The 15,174-nt window shown below is 69.1% G+C and carries 15 protein-coding genes; 3 read left to right on the top strand and 12 right to left on the bottom strand.

Annotated features, from left to right (window positions below; translation table 11 throughout):
• Positions 1–6 precede the first annotated feature (6 nt).
• The 11 genes from ABD156_RS13185 to ABD156_RS13135 all read right to left on the bottom strand — a co-directional run bounded on the left by ABD156_RS13185 (position 7) and on the right by ABD156_RS13135 (position 11,050).
• A complete protein-coding gene (locus tag ABD156_RS13185; RefSeq protein WP_344271443.1) occupies positions 7–831 on the bottom strand; it encodes a F0F1 ATP synthase subunit delta in 825 nt (274 codons plus the stop codon).
• Between the two features lie 6 nt (positions 832–837).
• Positions 838–1,386, bottom strand: a complete 549-nt coding sequence (locus ABD156_RS13180; RefSeq protein ID WP_344271440.1) for a F0F1 ATP synthase subunit B — start codon at positions 1,384–1,386, stop codon at positions 838–840.
• A 28-nt stretch (positions 1,387–1,414) separates the two neighbouring features.
• Entirely contained in the window at positions 1,415–1,669 is a 255-nt protein-coding gene (locus ABD156_RS13175; RefSeq protein ID WP_037815373.1) for an ATP synthase subunit c family protein, read from the bottom strand.
• Between the two features lie 58 nt (positions 1,670–1,727).
• The gene (gene atpB, locus ABD156_RS13170; RefSeq protein WP_344271433.1) at positions 1,728–2,513 is read right to left on the bottom strand and encodes a F0F1 ATP synthase subunit A; all 786 of its coding nucleotides are present in this window, start codon (positions 2,511–2,513) and stop codon (positions 1,728–1,730) included.
• 382 nt (positions 2,514–2,895) lie between these two features.
• Positions 2,896–3,387 carry a Cg1360 family ATP-synthase-associated protein gene (locus ABD156_RS13165; RefSeq protein ID WP_344271430.1) on the bottom strand — a complete coding sequence of 164 codons (492 nt, stop codon included), beginning with the start codon at positions 3,385–3,387 and terminating at the stop codon, positions 2,896–2,898.
• A gap of 51 nt (positions 3,388–3,438) precedes the next feature.
• Positions 3,439–4,596 carry a glycosyltransferase family 4 protein gene (locus ABD156_RS13160; RefSeq protein ID WP_344271427.1) on the bottom strand — a complete coding sequence of 386 codons (1,158 nt, stop codon included), beginning with the start codon at positions 4,594–4,596 and terminating at the stop codon, positions 3,439–3,441.
• Positions 4,597–4,687: 91 nt separating this feature from the next.
• Complete coding sequence (locus tag ABD156_RS13155; protein WP_344271424.1) at positions 4,688–5,338, bottom strand: L-threonylcarbamoyladenylate synthase; 651 nt, start codon at positions 5,336–5,338, stop codon at positions 4,688–4,690.
• Positions 5,339–5,942: 604 nt separating this feature from the next.
• A complete protein-coding gene (locus tag ABD156_RS13150) occupies positions 5,943–7,133 on the bottom strand; it encodes a hypothetical protein (RefSeq protein ID WP_344271421.1) in 1,191 nt (396 codons plus the stop codon).
• A gap of 130 nt (positions 7,134–7,263) precedes the next feature.
• Complete coding sequence (locus ABD156_RS13145) at positions 7,264–9,366, bottom strand: M6 family metalloprotease domain-containing protein (protein WP_344271419.1); 2,103 nt, start codon at positions 9,364–9,366, stop codon at positions 7,264–7,266.
• A gap of 396 nt (positions 9,367–9,762) precedes the next feature.
• Positions 9,763–10,629: a peptide chain release factor N(5)-glutamine methyltransferase gene (prmC, locus tag ABD156_RS13140; protein ID WP_344271416.1), complete on the bottom strand. Its 867-nt coding sequence runs from the start codon at positions 10,627–10,629 to the stop codon at positions 9,763–9,765.
• 76 nt (positions 10,630–10,705) lie between these two features.
• Positions 10,706–11,050: a MerR family transcriptional regulator gene (locus ABD156_RS13135; RefSeq protein WP_344271414.1), complete on the bottom strand. Its 345-nt coding sequence runs from the start codon at positions 11,048–11,050 to the stop codon at positions 10,706–10,708.
• Between the two features lie 56 nt (positions 11,051–11,106).
• Here ABD156_RS13135 and ABD156_RS13130 point away from each other — a divergent pair, with 56 nt between their 5' ends.
• The 3 genes from ABD156_RS13130 to wsfD are packed head-to-tail and all read left to right on the top strand — an operon-like array spanning position 11,107 to position 14,083.
• Entirely contained in the window at positions 11,107–11,844 is a 738-nt protein-coding gene (locus tag ABD156_RS13130) for an alpha/beta fold hydrolase (RefSeq protein ID WP_344271411.1), read from the top strand.
• Positions 11,841–12,620, top strand: coding sequence for a TIGR03619 family F420-dependent LLM class oxidoreductase (locus ABD156_RS13125; protein ID WP_344271408.1), 780 nt, complete (start codon positions 11,841–11,843; stop codon positions 12,618–12,620). The genes ABD156_RS13130 and ABD156_RS13125 overlap by 4 nt, the downstream gene beginning before the upstream one ends.
• A 35-nt stretch (positions 12,621–12,655) precedes the next feature.
• Positions 12,656–14,083: a glycan biosynthesis hexose transferase WsfD gene (wsfD, locus tag ABD156_RS13120; RefSeq protein WP_344271405.1), complete on the top strand. Its 1,428-nt coding sequence runs from the start codon at positions 12,656–12,658 to the stop codon at positions 14,081–14,083.
• 3 nt (positions 14,084–14,086) lie between these two features.
• Here the strand turns inward: wsfD and prfA are convergent, their stop codons facing one another.
• Positions 14,087–15,157 carry a peptide chain release factor 1 gene (prfA, locus tag ABD156_RS13115; protein WP_344271403.1) on the bottom strand — a complete coding sequence of 357 codons (1,071 nt, stop codon included), beginning with the start codon at positions 15,155–15,157 and terminating at the stop codon, positions 14,087–14,089.
• Positions 15,158–15,174 lie beyond the last annotated feature (17 nt).

The following is a 15,174-nucleotide window of genomic DNA, read 5'->3' as shown; positions in this document are numbered from 1 at the left end:
TGCCGCTCAGGCCCGGCTCAGCGTGCGGCGCACGGCCGCCAGCTGCCCGGAGGTGCTGCCGTCGATGACCTCGTCCCCGACGCGGACGACGAGTCCGCCGCCGAGTGCCGGGTCGATTTCGACGTGCAGCGCGATCGGCCGCCCGTAGATGCCGTCGAGCTTGGTCCCGAGAAGGGCCCGCTGCTCGTCGGTGAGCGCGTTCGCCGAGGTCACGTACGCGACCGAGCGCTCGCGCCGCTCGGCGGCCAGCGCGACCAGCTTGTCGAGCGCGTTGCCGATGCCGCGCCCCTTGGCGCGCTGCACGGCCTGCTCGACCAGGGTCTCGACGACCGCGTCGACCTTGCCCGCGAACAGCCCGCGGACCAGGGTCCGCTTCGCCTCCGCGGGAGCGGTCAGGTCGGACAGCGCCGCCTCGAGTTCCGGGGCGCCCGCGACGATCCGCGCGACCTGGAACAGCTGAGACTCGACGGTTTCGACGTTCCCGGCCTTTTCGGCGGCGGTGAGCAGCGCCGAACGGCCGATCGATTCGAGCCCGTCCACCAGCTCGCGGGGACTGGACCAGCGGCTGCCCGCCACGGTGTCGAGCACCTTCAGGGCCTGCTCGCTCAGCTTTCCGTCGAACAGGCGGCGGACCAGGCCCTGGCGGCTCTCCGGCGCGACCGAAGAATCGCCGACCGCGCGGCGCAGGCCGATTTCGCGGTCAAGGAGGTCGACAACCGAGAGCAGCTCGTCCCCGACCTTCGCGGGATCGGCACCCGCGCCGGCCAGCACCTCGCCGAGGCGTTCCTCGGCGAGGTCGAGCGCTTCACGGCTCGCAGCATGCAGCGTCATCTCTGGTTACTTCCCCGCTCCGTTAGTGGCCCCGGCGGTGTCCAGCTCCGCGAGGAACCGGTCGACGGTGCCGCGACGGCGCGCCTCGTCCTCGAGCGACTCGCCGACGATGCGGCCGGCCAGCTCGACCGCGTTGCGGCCCATTTCGGCCCGCAGCTCGGCGACGATCTGCGCCTTCTGCGCCTGCAGCTGGGCGTGGCCCTGCGCCACGATCCGCTGGGATTCGGACTCCGCCTGCTCCCGCAGCTCCGCCTTGATCTGCTCGGCTTCGAGCCGGGCGTCGTCGCGGATCTTCGCGGCTTCGGAACGGGCGTCCGCCAGCTGCGCCTTGTACTCCGACAGCGCCTTCTCGGCCTCTGCCTGAGCCTTCTCGGCCTTCTCGATCCCGCCTTCGATCTTCTGCGCCCGCTCCTCGTACGCCTTCTCGAAACGAGGGACGACGTACTTCTTGAGGATGAACAGCAGGATCAGGAAGGCGACGATGCCGAGGATCACTTCCGGCCACGCCGGAACGATCGGGTTCTCTGATGCGAGCACCACTTCGGTCTTCAGCACAACGTCTCCTTACGCGAGAGCGGACGACTCAGGCGGAGGCGATGAAGTAGATGACGATACCGATCAGGGCCAGCACCTCGGTGAGCACGAAGGTGGCGTAACCGATGCCCTGCAGCTTGCTCTGGGCCTCCGGCTGACGCGCGGTGCCGTTGATCACCGCGGCGAAGATCAGACCCACACCGATGCCGGGGCCGATCGCGCCCAGGCCATAGCCGATCGCGGCGAGGCCCTTGTTGATGCTGACGGCTTCGGCGGCCTGCTGGGCCAGAACGATGTTGCTCACGTGCGTTTCCCTTCACTTCGGTCCGCGCACTCACGCGGATCGGGGTCTTTAGGTGTTCTCAGTGCTCCGACGCCAGCGCGGCGCCGATGTACCCCGCGGACAGCAGGGCGAAGATGTACGCCTGGAGGCACTGGATGAAGGCTTCCAGGAACGTCAGGCCGATGGCGAAGATCCACGCCACCAGCGACACCGGCTTCAGCGCGATGCTCGAGGTCTCGGTCAGCAGGAAGGAGCCGCCGAGGGTGAAGACCGCCAGGATCAGGTGTCCCGCGAACATGGCCGCGAAAACACGGATGGCGAGCGTGAGCGGGTTCAGGAAGAACTTTTCCGCGAACTCGATCAGTGCGTACAGCGGAAGCACCGCGCCGGGGACGCCGGCGGGCGCGAGTTCCTTCTTGAAGTACCCGCCGAGCCCGTGCTTCTTGATCCCGACGTAGTGGTACATCGGGTAAACCACGAGCACCGACAACGCGATCGGGAACCCGAACCGCGCCATGGTGGGGAACTGCAGGAACGGGATGACCCCGTAGAGGTTGTTCAGCAGGATGAAGGTGAACAACGCGAAGATCACCGGCACGAAGCGCTGGAAGTCCTTCGAGCCGATCTGCTCGCGGGCGATGTTGTTGCGCGCGAAGTCGTAGATGCCCTCGGCCACGAACTGGCCTTTGGTCGGAACGACCTTCAGCTTGCGCGTCGCCAGCAGGAAGTACCCCGCGATGATGATCACCGAGAGCACCACCAGAAGCATCGGCTTCGTGACGAAGCCGAACAACGGCGGCAGCTCAAAGCTTTCGGCGCCAGGGGGCGCGAAGGTCGCACCCTCGGTCAGTACCAGCGCGGCCACTGGGCTCCTCCCGGTTCTCCCGGCCGGCGTTCACTCCGCCGGGGGAATCGTCACGATCTGGACTTAACGTACCCGATACTCATCGGGACGCCGGAGGCGGCGGTACCCACCGCGCGCGGAGTCCATTAGCCGGTCCGCGCACGTGGGATGTCTCGCGTGAACACTGCCCTGCGGTCTACTTCGGACCAGGTGAGAGAGGCGGAACCATCCGGTCGCCACACTGCTGATCGCGGTTCGTCGTCGGGAGTGCGCGGCCGAGGCCGCCACCCATGACGCGGACCATACCAGCAGGTCAATCAGTGCCGTACAGGCGTACTCCTTACCAGCCGAATGGTCCAGGACCTAGGTCCCGGGTCCGGCTGGGACCCTTGTCCCGAATCCGTCAATTCGAGGCGGGAATGATGGTCGGGATACGCGCTTTGCGGAATGTCGCGAACTCCACGGCGGCCGCCACGAGAATGGCGACGATCATCGTGATCCCGAGCGAAAGCGGGTGCAGCACGGTGACGCCCTTGAGCAGAGTGAGCGCGAGGAACAGCAGGATGACCTTCGCCGCGTAACCGCCGAGCGCGATGAGCATCACCAGCGACGGGTCCTGCCCGGCGGATACCTTCATCATGCCCAGCGTCGACAGCGACGCGACCATCGCGAGCACGCCGCCGACCAGTGCGCCGAGGAAGCCGTGCAGTCCGTTGAGGACGGTGAAAAGAACAATGCAGACCAGGATGAACGGCGGGGTGAACAGGAGCGAGGCCCGCGTCATCGAGCGCGCGAGCTGGCGCACCGGAGCGGCGTGCGGGTTCTCCGGAGCCTTGGCCTGGGACGCGGCCTCGGACGTCTCGGGCGTCGTCTCCGGCGTCTCGGTGTCGCTCACTGCATTCGCTCCTCGTTCGGTTCGACCCGCCAGTATAGACCGCCGGGGAAGTCAGACGCCGTGCCGGTGCCGGGAACGCAGCCTCGGCACGAGAGAAACCAGCACCGCCATCACCAGTGCCGCGCCAATCGCCCAGAACACGACCGGGCTGTCGAAAATCGTGATGGAGACCGCGCCGAAAGAGAGAATTCCGGCCCACAAATAGATCAGCAGCACCGCGCGCCGTTGCGAATGGCCGATTTCCAGCAACCGGTGGTGCAGATGCATTTTGTCGGCGGCGAACGGGCTCTGCCCGCGCCGCGTGCGCCGGACGACGGCCATCACGAGGTCGAGCACCGGCACGAAAAGCACCGCGACGACGACCACCAGCGGGGACAGCAGGGCCAGCGCGTCCGAGGCGGAGAACCGGGTGTAGTTGACTCGCCCGCTCGCCGACGTGGTGGCTCCGGCGAGCATCAGCCCGATCATCATCGATCCGGAGTCGCCCATGAAAATTTTTGCCGGCTGGAAGTTGTACGGCAGGAAACCAAGACAGGCTCCGGCGAGCGCGGCGGCGATGAGCGCGGGCGGGTACGCGCCGAAGTCGCCGCCCGCGTTGTCGAGCAGGCCGAGCGAGAACGCGCAGGTGGCCGTCGCGGCGATGAAGCCGAGCCCGCCGGCCAGCCCGTCGAGGCCGTCGACGAAGTTCATCGCGTTGACCATGACGACGACCATGACGACGGTCAGCAGCGCGCCCTGGTTCTTGTCCAGTACCAGCACCGAGCCGATGGAATCGCCGTTTCCGCCCCACGGCACCCAGAACGACACCCACTGCACGCCGAAGATGACGAGGATCCCGGCGCACATGACCTGTCCGGCGAGCTTCGTCCACGCGTCGAGTTCGAACCGGTCGTCCAGGATGCCGATGAGCGAGATGACGCCCGCCGCGAGCAACACGCCGACCGCGTCGTAGGAGACGTCGAAACCGTGGCTGAGCGCGGGAAGCTGGTGCGCGAGGCCCATCGCCGCGGCGATTCCGAGGTAGATGCCGACGCCGCCCATCCGCGGGATCGGCTTGACGTGCACGTCGCGCGCGCGAGGGTTGGCGATCGCGCCGATCCGGATGGCCACGCGCCGCACGACGCCGGTCAGCAGATAGGTCACCGCGGTCGCCGTCAGCGCGACGAGCAGGTACTCCCGGATCGGGAGAAGTCCTTGGACTACAGGCATGACCGCGTCACGCCCGCCGGGAGGTCGGAGTCACCGCGCCACGCTACCGCGCCCGCGTGCGGTGCCGGTGAACGGCAGTCACTTCCCCGGCTCAGTCCAGCGTCTCCTCGCCGACGCCGATCACCTCGGCGATGGCGGCCTTCGTGACCGCGCCCTCGCGCAGCACCACCGGCTTGTCGCCGGTGAGGTCCACGATGGACGACGCCACCGCTTCGCCGCTCGACCCGCCGTCGAGGTACACCGACACCGAATCGCCGAGCTGCTCTTGAGCTTCCTCGGCGGTCGAGGCGGGCGGACGCCCGGAGACGTTCGCGCTCGACACCGCCATCGGGCCGACGTCGCGAAGCAGCTCCAGCGCGACCGGGTGCAGCGGCATCCGCAGCATCACCGTGCCGCGCGAGTTGCCGAGATTCCACTGCAGACTCGGCGCGTGCGGCAGCACGATCGACAGGTCGCCGGGCCAGAACGCCTCGATGAGCGCGCGCGCCTGCGGCGGAACGCCGAGCACCAGACCGTCCACAGTGGACCAGGAACCGACGAGAACGCCGACCGGCATGTCCGGGCCGCGGTTCTTCGCCCGCAGCAACGCCTGGACGGCGCCGGAGTCGAACGCGTCGGCGCCAATGCCGTACACCGTGTCCGTCGGCAGGACGACCAGCCGGCTCGACCGCACCGCGGCAGCCGCCGCGGACAGGCCTTCGGCTCGGGATTCGCGCTTGCCGCAGTCGTAGACCGCACTCATGACGGGCAGCCTATCCCCCGGCGCGGAGGGGTTCGGAGCGCCCCGACGTGCGATGGGGCGGTGGAGCGGTCTGGCTCCGGCGAGGGGCGGGCTCGGTACGCGACGCGGAGGTCCGTGAAGGGCTCCTTGAGGGAATCAGATTCCCTCAAGGAGCCCTTCACGGACGGCTTCGGGAGCAGGGAGCGGCGAGGGTCGGCCGCATCGCCGCAGCTGCCAGCCGCCCCGCGCCGCATGCCACCGCGCAGCCCTGCGGGGAGACCCCGTTTGCGCGGGGTTCTCGCGTCGCGCGGCTGCCCTGACGCGTGACGCCGAAAGTCCGTGAGGGGAACCCTGAGGGACTCAGAGTCCCTCAGGGTTCCCCTCACGGACCTTCGCCAAGAGCGGAGCCACGCGACCAGGCTGACCCCAGGCGGTGCTCCGCACCCCTGGCCAGCCACCGCTACAACGAACCCGCCACACACCGCACCACTGAGAAACCTCATTGGGGGCATTTCGTCAGGGACGAGGCGGAGGGCTCGGTCCGGTGCGGGGCGCGGCCGCACCGGACCGAGCCTGGCCGGGTGGCCACCGGACCCGAGGGGTCAGGTGGCCGAAGGTCAGGCGATCAACTGCCGTAACTGGCCTGCTTCACCGCGAACACGTTCCGGTTCCCGGCCCCCTCCTGCAGGGACCACAAGAGATCCGCGTCCTTCGGGTCCTCCCAGTACGAGATGCTCTCCCCGCTGCTCACCCAGGCGTGCGTGGCCGGGCCAGCCGTCGGGGTCCAGTAGTAGAGCTGCTTCTGGGCGGAGGAGTTGAACCACCAGCGGCCGTTGTGCGAGGCGACGCCGTTGAGGTTGTACCAGGGCAGCTGCAGGGCCTGGCTCGCCGTCGTCGAGGCGGCGAACGTCGTCGCTCCCGAGGCGAACGGGAAGCGCACCGCGCGCGGCGGGCGGTTCGGGTAGTCCGTGCAGTCGGCCTTGCAGGTGTACTCGGTCATCACGATCGACTTGCTCACCCGGTCCAGCGAGATGCTCGACCAGGCCAGGTTCGTGCCGGACGTGGTGTGCGCGGCAACCGTGCCGACCTGCGGCAGGACGTAGCGGTAGTTGTGCGCGTAGTACTGGCCGCCGGAAAGGCCGATCTGATCGGCCGTGCCGCCCGAGTTGACCTCGAGGATCTTGCGCATGTCGAAGACCCGCATGCCGCCGCCGGTGTCGGCGACGTACAGGCAGTCGCCGTACCAGGAGACGCCGCCGGCGTGGATCGGGATGTCCTTGTAGTTCGGCGAAGCGGTGGTGCCGGTCGGTTCGACGAGCAGGATCTTGCGGTACTTGTTCGGGTAGGTCGCGTCCCAATCAGCGAGCGTGATCCGGCTGCGGACCTGTTTGCCGCCGCATTTGTCGCGCGTGTACCAGCTGACCGCGACGAGCTGGTGCCCGTCGTAGTTGCCGCCGTTGTCGCCGCCGACCGCGTCGCGGCTGGTGGTGATGCCCTGCGGATAGTTGGTGCAGTCGCTGTTGTCGCCGTCGTCGAAGCGGAATCCGCCGGTGAGACCGGCCGGGTTGAACGTCGAGGGCGGCGGTTGGCGGTCGTGGTTCGCGTTGTCCATCACCGTGTGCACCGGCACGGTGTGCAGCTTCGACGACAAGCCCGAGTAGGCCGCGTCGTACTTGTGATAGTCCGAGGTCAGGGTGTACTGGCTGGCGGGCAGCGTGGTCGGCCCGGCGGCGGCGGACGCGTTCGTCGCGCTCGCGGTGAGCGCGGTGGCGGCGATGAGCGCGGCGCCGCATCCGGCGGTGATTCGATGACGCATGAACATGACTCCCCCAGAAGTCTGATTGTTCGGCCGCCCCAAGGTAGGGGGTGGCCTTGCGGCGGGGCAAGCAGTTGCCGCCCAGCCGAAAGGCGCCATCCGCCGGTGGACGGATGACGCCTTTCAGTGCTCAGAATCCGATCGCGGTACAGGCAGTCGTCGTTGACTTCGACGGGTCGGCGATCGACGTCGCGGTCAGCCGCACGCGAGCGGTGTGCGGTGCGTCCGCCGAGCGTTTCGCGTACGCCTGGACTTGCGTCGAGCTGCCGAACTTGGCGGTGGCCAAGGCGTTCGGGAGCCGGACTTCCCAGCCGCGAGCGTCGGTGGACGCGGTCAGCCGGTAGGTGTCCTGGTCGTACGGGGCCGCCGCGCCGCGTGCCGAACCCTGGTTCGACAGGCGGAAGTCGCAGGTGGCCAGCCCGCCGCGGGTGAACGCGGGCAGTGCGGGCCACAGCCACGCGCCCCGCGCCTGCGGTCCGGCACCGTCGAGCGACGCGACGGTGACCGTGTACGACAGCACGCCGCGGCTGTCCCGGTCGAGGTCGGTGACGAGGAACCGCAGCCGGTTGGCTTCATCGGTGTACTCGTATCCGCCGGCCGCGCCGGTGCCCGCCTTGAACGTGGCGTCGTTGAGCTGCCGGTAGTCGCCGACGGTGATCTTGACCGGCGTGCCGTCCGGGCGGACGTAGTCGGTCAGGCCGATGTCCTGCGGGTTCGCGTCGACGATCCATTCGAACGGAGCGGCATCCTTGGCCTTGGTCTTGGCCAGCAGGACGCCGGAATCCGGCGCGAACGAGTCCGAACCCATCCGGTCGACGACCTCGAGGCTGTAGTGGTCGTACCCGCCGCCGTCGCACTTCGGGTCCTTCGTCGGATCGCACTTGGGCGAACGGTCGCCGCCGGTGAGCGCGATCGTGACGCCCGCGTACGCGCCGGTCGCGGGCTCCGCTTCCCGAGCAGTCACGCGAGCGGTGACGGGACCGGTCGTGGCGAGCTGATTCCGGTCCAGGTTCAGGACGGCCTTCGGATCGACGATGCCGAGCTTGAGTTTGTTGCGCAGCATGTGGTGCGCGCCCATCGAACCGCCTTCGGTCGCCGGGATCTGCCAGCGCGTGTGCGGGCCGCCGGGGCCGTTGAAACTGCCGCGCGACAACATTTCCCACGGCCCGGTGTACGAGCGCCGGGGCGGGTCGCCGAACGGGTTGTTGTAGTTGTCGCCGATGCCGAGGATGTGGCTGAACTCGTGCGCGAACACGCCCTGGCCGGAGCTTTCGGCCTGGGTCGAGGATCCGTTGGCCGCGTTGGGCCAGATGGTCGACGCCGAGGCCCACGACGTCCACGGCACGTAGCGCGTGTGCGCCCAGTTCTGGTCGCCGGGCTTGCTGCCCGGCGGGCCGAATTCGGCGGGCACGTTCTCCTTCGTGCCGAACTTCATCTCGCCGAATTCCTGCCACGTCGAGCTTTCGTCCTGGCCCGCGGAGAGGAAGAAGATGAAGTCGAACTGGTCGGCCACCGGACCGACGTCGGCGCGCCACGCGTCGCCCGCGTCCTTGCGCAGGTCGCGGGTGCAGTCGGCGTTCGCCGGACAGTCCTCCGGCTGCATTTCCATGCCGTACTCGAAGGATTTGCCGGGCATCCGGTAGGGGCCGAACGCGGTGAGGTCGACGCCGAACCGGCCGCCGGAGTCCTCCATCCAGTACTCGTTGATGGTGTGGCCGTGGTTCAGGGTTTCGGGTTTGTTGAGGAAATCCTGGTAGTGCTGCGCGACTTTTTCCCGCGGCAGATTGCTCGCCGACGGCGACGGATTGCCGAAGACGGTCGAATGCGGCGGCTTCGTGACGACGAAATCCGCGTCCGGGTAGTCGGCGAGCACGACAGCGCCCTTGAACTTGCGCACGGTCGGTTTCAGCGACGGGTCGGCCCAGTTGGTGCCGGGCACGTGGCGGTAGTCCTGCCAGGTCATGCTCGCCTGGTCGGCCCAATGCGCGGAGTCGAGCGGTGCGGGCCAGCCCCCGGTGAGCGGATCGGCCGCCGCGGTCCCGGCGAGCAGCGCGGGCGCCAGTGCGGCGATCGCCACGACAATGGCTGCGCGACCGCGGGCGCTCCGGGTGCGGGCGACCCCGAGGCGGCTGATCCGGGCGCTGGTGGTCCAGGCGCGGTCGGCGCCGAGCCGGATGCTGCCGAGGCCGGTGGTCCGGGTGCGGTGATTCCGGCGGGGTAAGGGGGATCTCATCCTCGCTCCTCACTTCTCCGCCGGTCCGCCCGGCGGTCCCGAGGCCCGACGCTAACGGTGATCGTTAGGCGGGCGAACGAAATCCACCCCGCTGCCGCACGACGAAAGTCGGGCAAGACAGGGGCAAAGGTGCGAATGGCGCAGCGCGACCGGCCGGGTGCGGCGGGCGGTCCGTGAGGGTGGCCTTCACGGACTCAGAGTCCCTCAGGGTTCCCCTCACGACCTCCAAGTCAGTGAAGGTGGCTCACCGACTACCGCAAGTCCGTGAGGGTTCCCTTCACGGACTTGGGTCCCCTCGACGGCCCTTCACGGCCAACAGCGGTCCGTGAAGGGCCCCTTCACGGACTTAGATTCCCTCAAGGAGCCCTTCACGGACCTTCGGAGAGCAGCGCGGCCTCAGCCCAGGCGACGGGCGGTGACGAAGCGGGCGCGGCCCGTGTAGTCCGGGTGGTCCTCCACCCCGGTCAGCACCCGCCGCGCTCGCACCAGTGCGGGGACTGCCGAACCGTGGGTGTCGTCGTGTTCGATCGCCAGGCCGCCGCCGGGGCGCAGCAATCGCGCACCGGCCGCGATCGCGTGCCGGATCACCGCCAGGCCGCTTTCCTCGGCGAAGACCGCGCGGGCTGGGTCGTGCTCGCCGACTTCCGGCGGGACTGGCGTGCCCTCCGGCACGTAAGGCGGGTTGCACAGCACCAGATCGACGAGACCGTCGAGTTCGGCGAACATCGTCGGGTCGGCGATGTCGCCGGAGTAGAGCCGGATCGGGGTGTTGCCCGCGGCGGTGTGCACGTCTGCGTTGTGCCGGGCCCAGGCGAGCGCCTGCGGGTCGACGTCGACCGCGTAGACCACCGCGTCCGGGCGTTCGTGCGCGAGCGCCAGGGCCAGCGCGCCGGAGCCGGTGCACAGGTCGACCACCACCGGGTATTCGCGGCCCTGCAGGAACTTCACGCCCCATTCGAGCAACAACTCAGTCTCCGGGCGCGGGACGAACACGCCCGCGCCGACGTTGACGGTGATGTTGCCGAGCGCGGCCCATCCGGTCAGATATTGCAGCGGGATCCGCTTGGCGCGCTGCGCGACCAGCTGCCCGATCGCGTCGATCACCGGCGGGTCGACCAGCGGCACCATCGGCAGCCTGCCCCGTTCGACGCCGAGCACGTGCGCGGCGATGAGATCCGCGTCCGACCGCGGCGATTCCACGCCCGCCTCGGTGAGGATCCGGGTGGCCTCCATGATGGCCAGGCGCAGCGGCTGCCGATTCACTGGTCGTCCTTCACTCGTCGAAGCTGCCCCCAACGGGGGTGCTGCTCAGCGTATCGACCCGCGGCCCGCGCGGGCCTCACGCCTGGCCGAGATACCCGGACAGGACTTCGCGGCGCTGGGCGAGATCCCCGATCCGCCGCTCCACCTCGGCCAGTTCCCCGCGCAGCCTGCGGACCAGGTCGGGGCACAGGTCCAGGTGCGCGGCGGGACCGATCGCGCAGTCGAGCATCTGGGCGATCATCTCCGTGGTCAGGCCCGCGGCCAGCAGTTTCCGGATCTGGCACACGCGGACGACGGCCTCCTCCCCGTACACCCGGTAGCCGCTCGTGTTGCGCGCCGAGTCCAGGAGCCCCTGTTCGCCGTAGTAGCGCAGCAGCCGCGGCGCGACGCCGGTGCGCTGCGCGAGTTCGCCGATCAGCATCCGATTCTCCCCCGTGTCTGGCCTTCACACTGGTGTCAATCTTTAACGTCGCGAACATGACAGAACATTTCGCGCCTCTCGTTCTCGGGGAAGGCCCCGGCCTGTTGCTCGCGCACGGCGCGGGCGGCGGCGTGCGGGCCAATTTCGGCCCGCTGCTGGACGATCTCGCCCGTACGCACACCGTGGTCGGCGCCGATTACCCCGCCGCGGGCGGCACGCTCGACGAACTCGCCGACGGCCTGGTCGCGACCGCCGTCGACGCTGGTGTCGAGCAGTTCACCGTCCTCGGCTACTCGCTCGGCACGGCCGTCGCGGTCCGCGTGGCCACCCGGCATCCCGATCGCGTGACCGGGCTCATCCTTACGGCTGGCCTCGCCCGGCCGGACGCACGGATCGAGCTGGCGCTGGACGTATGGGCTGAGCTGCTGAAGGGCGACCGCACCCTGCTCGCCAAGTTCCTGATGCTGACCGCCGTCAGCGAGCAGTTCCTCGCCACGCTGACACCTGAGCAGGTCACCGCGACGGTCTCCGGGCTGGCCGAGTCGGTGCCCGCGGGCACGGCGAACCAGGTGGAGCTGGTGCGATCCGTCGACACCCGGGCCGAGCTGGCGTCGATCGCGGTCCCGACGCTGGTGATCGCCACGACGCTGGACGCCCTCGTGCCGCCGAGGCACTCGCGCGAGCTGGCCGACGGCATTCCGGGCGCGGAGCTGGTCGAGATCGAGTCCGGGCACGGCATCACCGACGAAGCGCCGGACGCCTGGCTCACCGCGATCCGGAAGGTGCTGCGATGACCCGCCAGGCAGTCCTGCCGAACGAATCGCCCGACCTGACCCCGCGGCGCCTCGCCGACCTCGCCCGGCTGGCCGAGGAGCTGGGGTACGAATCCGTCTGGCTGCCGGACCACGTGCTGCCGCCGGAACCGTTCGGCGAGGTCTTCGGCGGGGTGTACGAACCGCTGGCGACGCTCGGCTATCTCGCCGCGGCGACCGAACGGGTGCAGCTGGGCACGTCCGTGGTGATCGCGCCGTTGCGCGAGCCGTATCTGCTGGCCAAGCAGGCCGCGACGATCGACCGCCTGTCCGGGCACCGGCTGATTCTCGGCGTCGGCGCGGGGTGGAACGAGCCGGAGTTCGCGGAGATCGGCGCGGATTTCTCCCGGCGCGGGGCGACGCTGGACGACACGCTTTCGCTGCTGGACCAGCTGTTCACCACCGGACGCGGCCGGGCCGGCGGGTATTTCGAGCCTCGGCCGCAGGGGCGGATTCCGATCCTGGTCGGCGGGAACTCGACGGTCGCGCTGCGCCGCGCGGTTCGGGCCGGCGACCAGTGGCTCAGCGCGGGCCTCTCGCCGGAAGCGTTCGCGGAACGAGTCGCGACGCTAACTCGGCTCGATCCTGAGCGGCGCGTGCGGCGGATCGCCCGGCAGCAGTTCAGCAAGGACCTGAGCGCGGCCGTCGAGACCTACCGTGCGTATCGGGAGGCCGGTGCGGACGCGGTAGCCGTGCATTTCGGCAGTGACGACGGATACGAGGAGCGGATGGCCGCCTTCGCCGCGGCAACCGCCTGACGTCAGCTCCGGGCCCGCCCCATAGACTCCGCCTGGTGAGATCCAGGGACCTGCGCTTCGGCCTCGGGGTATTCGTCGCCTCGCTCGGACTGTTGCTGGTGCGGTTCCTGGTGCCGCGCCCGGTCGGCATGGCCGACAACGGCGACGGCTGGCGGTTACTGTGCCAGCTCGGCGGGCGGCAGCTGGACCGGCCGTCGGAGGGGTTCGTCCGGTTCAGTTACGGGTCCGCGCCGCCGTGTAATTCCGCCTACGTCTCGAGCCAGGCCTGGCTCGACTGGGCGGCGGGCAAGATCGGCGCGTTGTTCGGTGCCTCCGGGGTGCTGAACCTGCTGGTGCTCGGCGTGCTCACCTGCGTGCTGGTCGCCGGCGCGATCACCGTCACGGTCCTCGGCCTCGACCTGAACCGGCGAAACCGGCTGATCGCCACGGTCTTGCTGCTGCTCGTGATGGGCGACTCGGCGTTCTTCGGCTATTTCGCGTCGGTGCTCAGCGAAGGCGCGGCTTTCCTCGGCATCCTGCTGATCTGCGGCGGCCTGTTCCTGTTGCACCGCCCCGGAAAGCTGCGCTGGGCTGGTGCCGCGGTGACTGTCCTCGGTGGACTCATCGGGATCAACGCCAAGTCGCAGACCCTGTTGCTCATCCCGCTTTTCGCGCTCGCGCTGTTGCTGACCCGGCCGTCCGGCGTGCGCGGCCGGAAACGCTGGGTGCTGCCGCTGGCGGTGCTCGCGATCGTGGGCGCGGGCACCCTGGCGGTGCAGTCCCAGGGCGACCCGGCCAACGCGGAATACCGCGAGGCCAACATGTACCACGCGGTCTTCGACTCCATTGTGGACGGAAAGCACGACACGAAGGCCGACCTCGCCGCGCTCGGGCTGCCGGAATCGTTCGAACAGTACGTCGGCACCGGCTGGTGGGGCGAGCGCGCGGCCTGGCACGACCCGCTTTACCCGCAGTACAAGGACAAAATCAGCCGCCGCAACGTGCTGCACTACTACGCGACGCACCCTGGGCGCACCGCCGAAATCCTCCAGCAGGGCGGGGTCGACGCCCTCACCGCGCGTCCGGCAAACCTCGGCAGCTTCGGCGAACTGTCCGGACAGCCGCGGCTGTCGAAGGAATACCGGGTTCCGGTGTTCTCCGGGCTGGCCGCACTGATCGCGCCGCTCGGGTTGTTCGCGCTGGTGCCGATTTGGGTGCTCGTCGGCTGGGCCGGGGTGCGCGCGTTCCGCCGGAATCGGCGCGAATACGGGATTGTCGCGTTCCTGCTGGTGTTCTTCGCGGCGGGACAGCTGGGGCTGTCTGCGTTGGGCGAAGGCATCGAGGGCGTGAAGCACCAGCTGCTGACGCTGTTCCCGACCGTGCTGGCTGTGGTGTTCGCGGTCCTCAGCCTGCTCCCCCGTGAGGAACGCGCGCCGGAGCACGCTGAAGACCCGACGGCTGACGAAATCCCCGCCGCAGTCTGAGAATCAGCCCGCCTGCGAGGCGAGCCGCTCCTCCCGGTCGGCCGTGGCCAGCGCGTCCAGCACGCCGTCCAGCTCACCGTCCAGAACCTGATCCAGGTTGTACGCCTTGTAATTCACCCGGTGATCCGAAATCCGGTTCTCCGGGAAGTTGTACGTCCGCACGCGCTCCGAACGGTCCACCGTCCGCACCTGCGAACGGCGCGCGTCCGAGGCCTTCGCCGCCGCCTCTTCCTCGGCGACCTGCTGAAGCCGCGCCTGCAGCACCTGCAGCGCCCGCGCGCGGTTCTGGATCTGCGACTTCTCGTTCTGGCACGACACGACGATCCCGGTCGGCAGGTGCGTGATCCGCACGGCCGAGTCGGTGGTGTTCACGCTCTGCCCGCCGGGGCCCGAGGACCGGAACACGTCGATACGGAGGTCATTCGGGTCGATTTCGACCTCGACCTCTTCCGGTTCCGGATAAATCAGCACGCCGGAGGCGGACGTGTGGATGCGGCCCTGCGATTCGGTGGCCGGCACGCGCTGCACGCGGTGCACCCCGCCCTCGAACTTCAGCCTCGACCACACGCCTTCGACATCCGCGGTTTTGCTCTTGAGCGACAGCGTGACGTCCTTGTAGCCGCCAAGGTCCGACTCCGTCGAGTCGAGCACCTCGGCCTTCCAGTTGTGCCGTTCGGCGTAGCGCAGGTACATCCGCAGCAGGTCGCCGGCGAACAGCGCGGATTCCTCGCCGCCTTCGCCGGACTTGATTTCCATGACGACGTCGGAGCCGTCGTACGGGTCGCGCGGCAGGAGAAGTTCGGTGAGTTTCGCTTCGAGCTGCGGGATTTTCGCCGCCAGCTCGTCGGCCTCGGCGGCGAACGCCGCGTCCTCGGCCGCGAGTTCCTTGGCCGCGGAAAGATCGTCGCGGGTCTGGTCCAGCTCGCGCACCGCGCGCACGACCGGGCTCAGCTCGGCGTAGCGGCGGCCCAGTTTCCGGGCCCTGGCCTGGTCCGCGTGCACCGCGGGATCGGCGAGCTGCTGTTCCAGCTGTGCGTGCTCGTCGAGCAGCCCCTTGAGCGAACTCGAATCCACTTCGCCGTCTCCCTCTC

Source organism: Amycolatopsis albidoflavus, assembly GCF_039525725.1.
Classification (GTDB): domain Bacteria; phylum Actinomycetota; class Actinomycetes; order Mycobacteriales; family Pseudonocardiaceae; genus Amycolatopsis; species Amycolatopsis albidoflava.
The sequence above is the reverse complement of the archived record's forward strand: the minus strand, read 5'-3'. Positions and strand labels throughout refer to the sequence as shown.

Coding starts and splice junctions, on each gene's coding strand:
- ABD156_RS13125 (WP_344271408.1), top strand. CDS start 11,841: ATGACCCGCCAGGCAGTCCTGCCGAACGAATCGCCCGACCTGACCCCG.
- ABD156_RS13160 (WP_344271427.1), bottom strand. CDS start 4,596: ATGCCTGTAGTCCAAGGACTTCTCCCGATCCGGGAGTACCTGCTCGTC.
- ABD156_RS13145 (WP_344271419.1), bottom strand. CDS start 9,366: ATGAGATCCCCCTTACCCCGCCGGAATCACCGCACCCGGACCACCGGC.
- ABD156_RS13150 (WP_344271421.1), bottom strand. CDS start 7,133: ATGCGTCATCGAATCACCGCCGGATGCGGCGCCGCGCTCATCGCCGCC.
- ABD156_RS13130 (WP_344271411.1), top strand. CDS start 11,107: ATGACAGAACATTTCGCGCCTCTCGTTCTCGGGGAAGGCCCCGGCCTG.
- ABD156_RS13155 (WP_344271424.1), bottom strand. CDS start 5,338: ATGAGTGCGGTCTACGACTGCGGCAAGCGCGAATCCCGAGCCGAAGGC.
- ABD156_RS13185 (WP_344271443.1), bottom strand. CDS start 831: ATGACGCTGCATGCTGCGAGCCGTGAAGCGCTCGACCTCGCCGAGGAA.
- ABD156_RS13135 (WP_344271414.1), bottom strand. CDS start 11,050: ATGCTGATCGGCGAACTCGCGCAGCGCACCGGCGTCGCGCCGCGGCTG.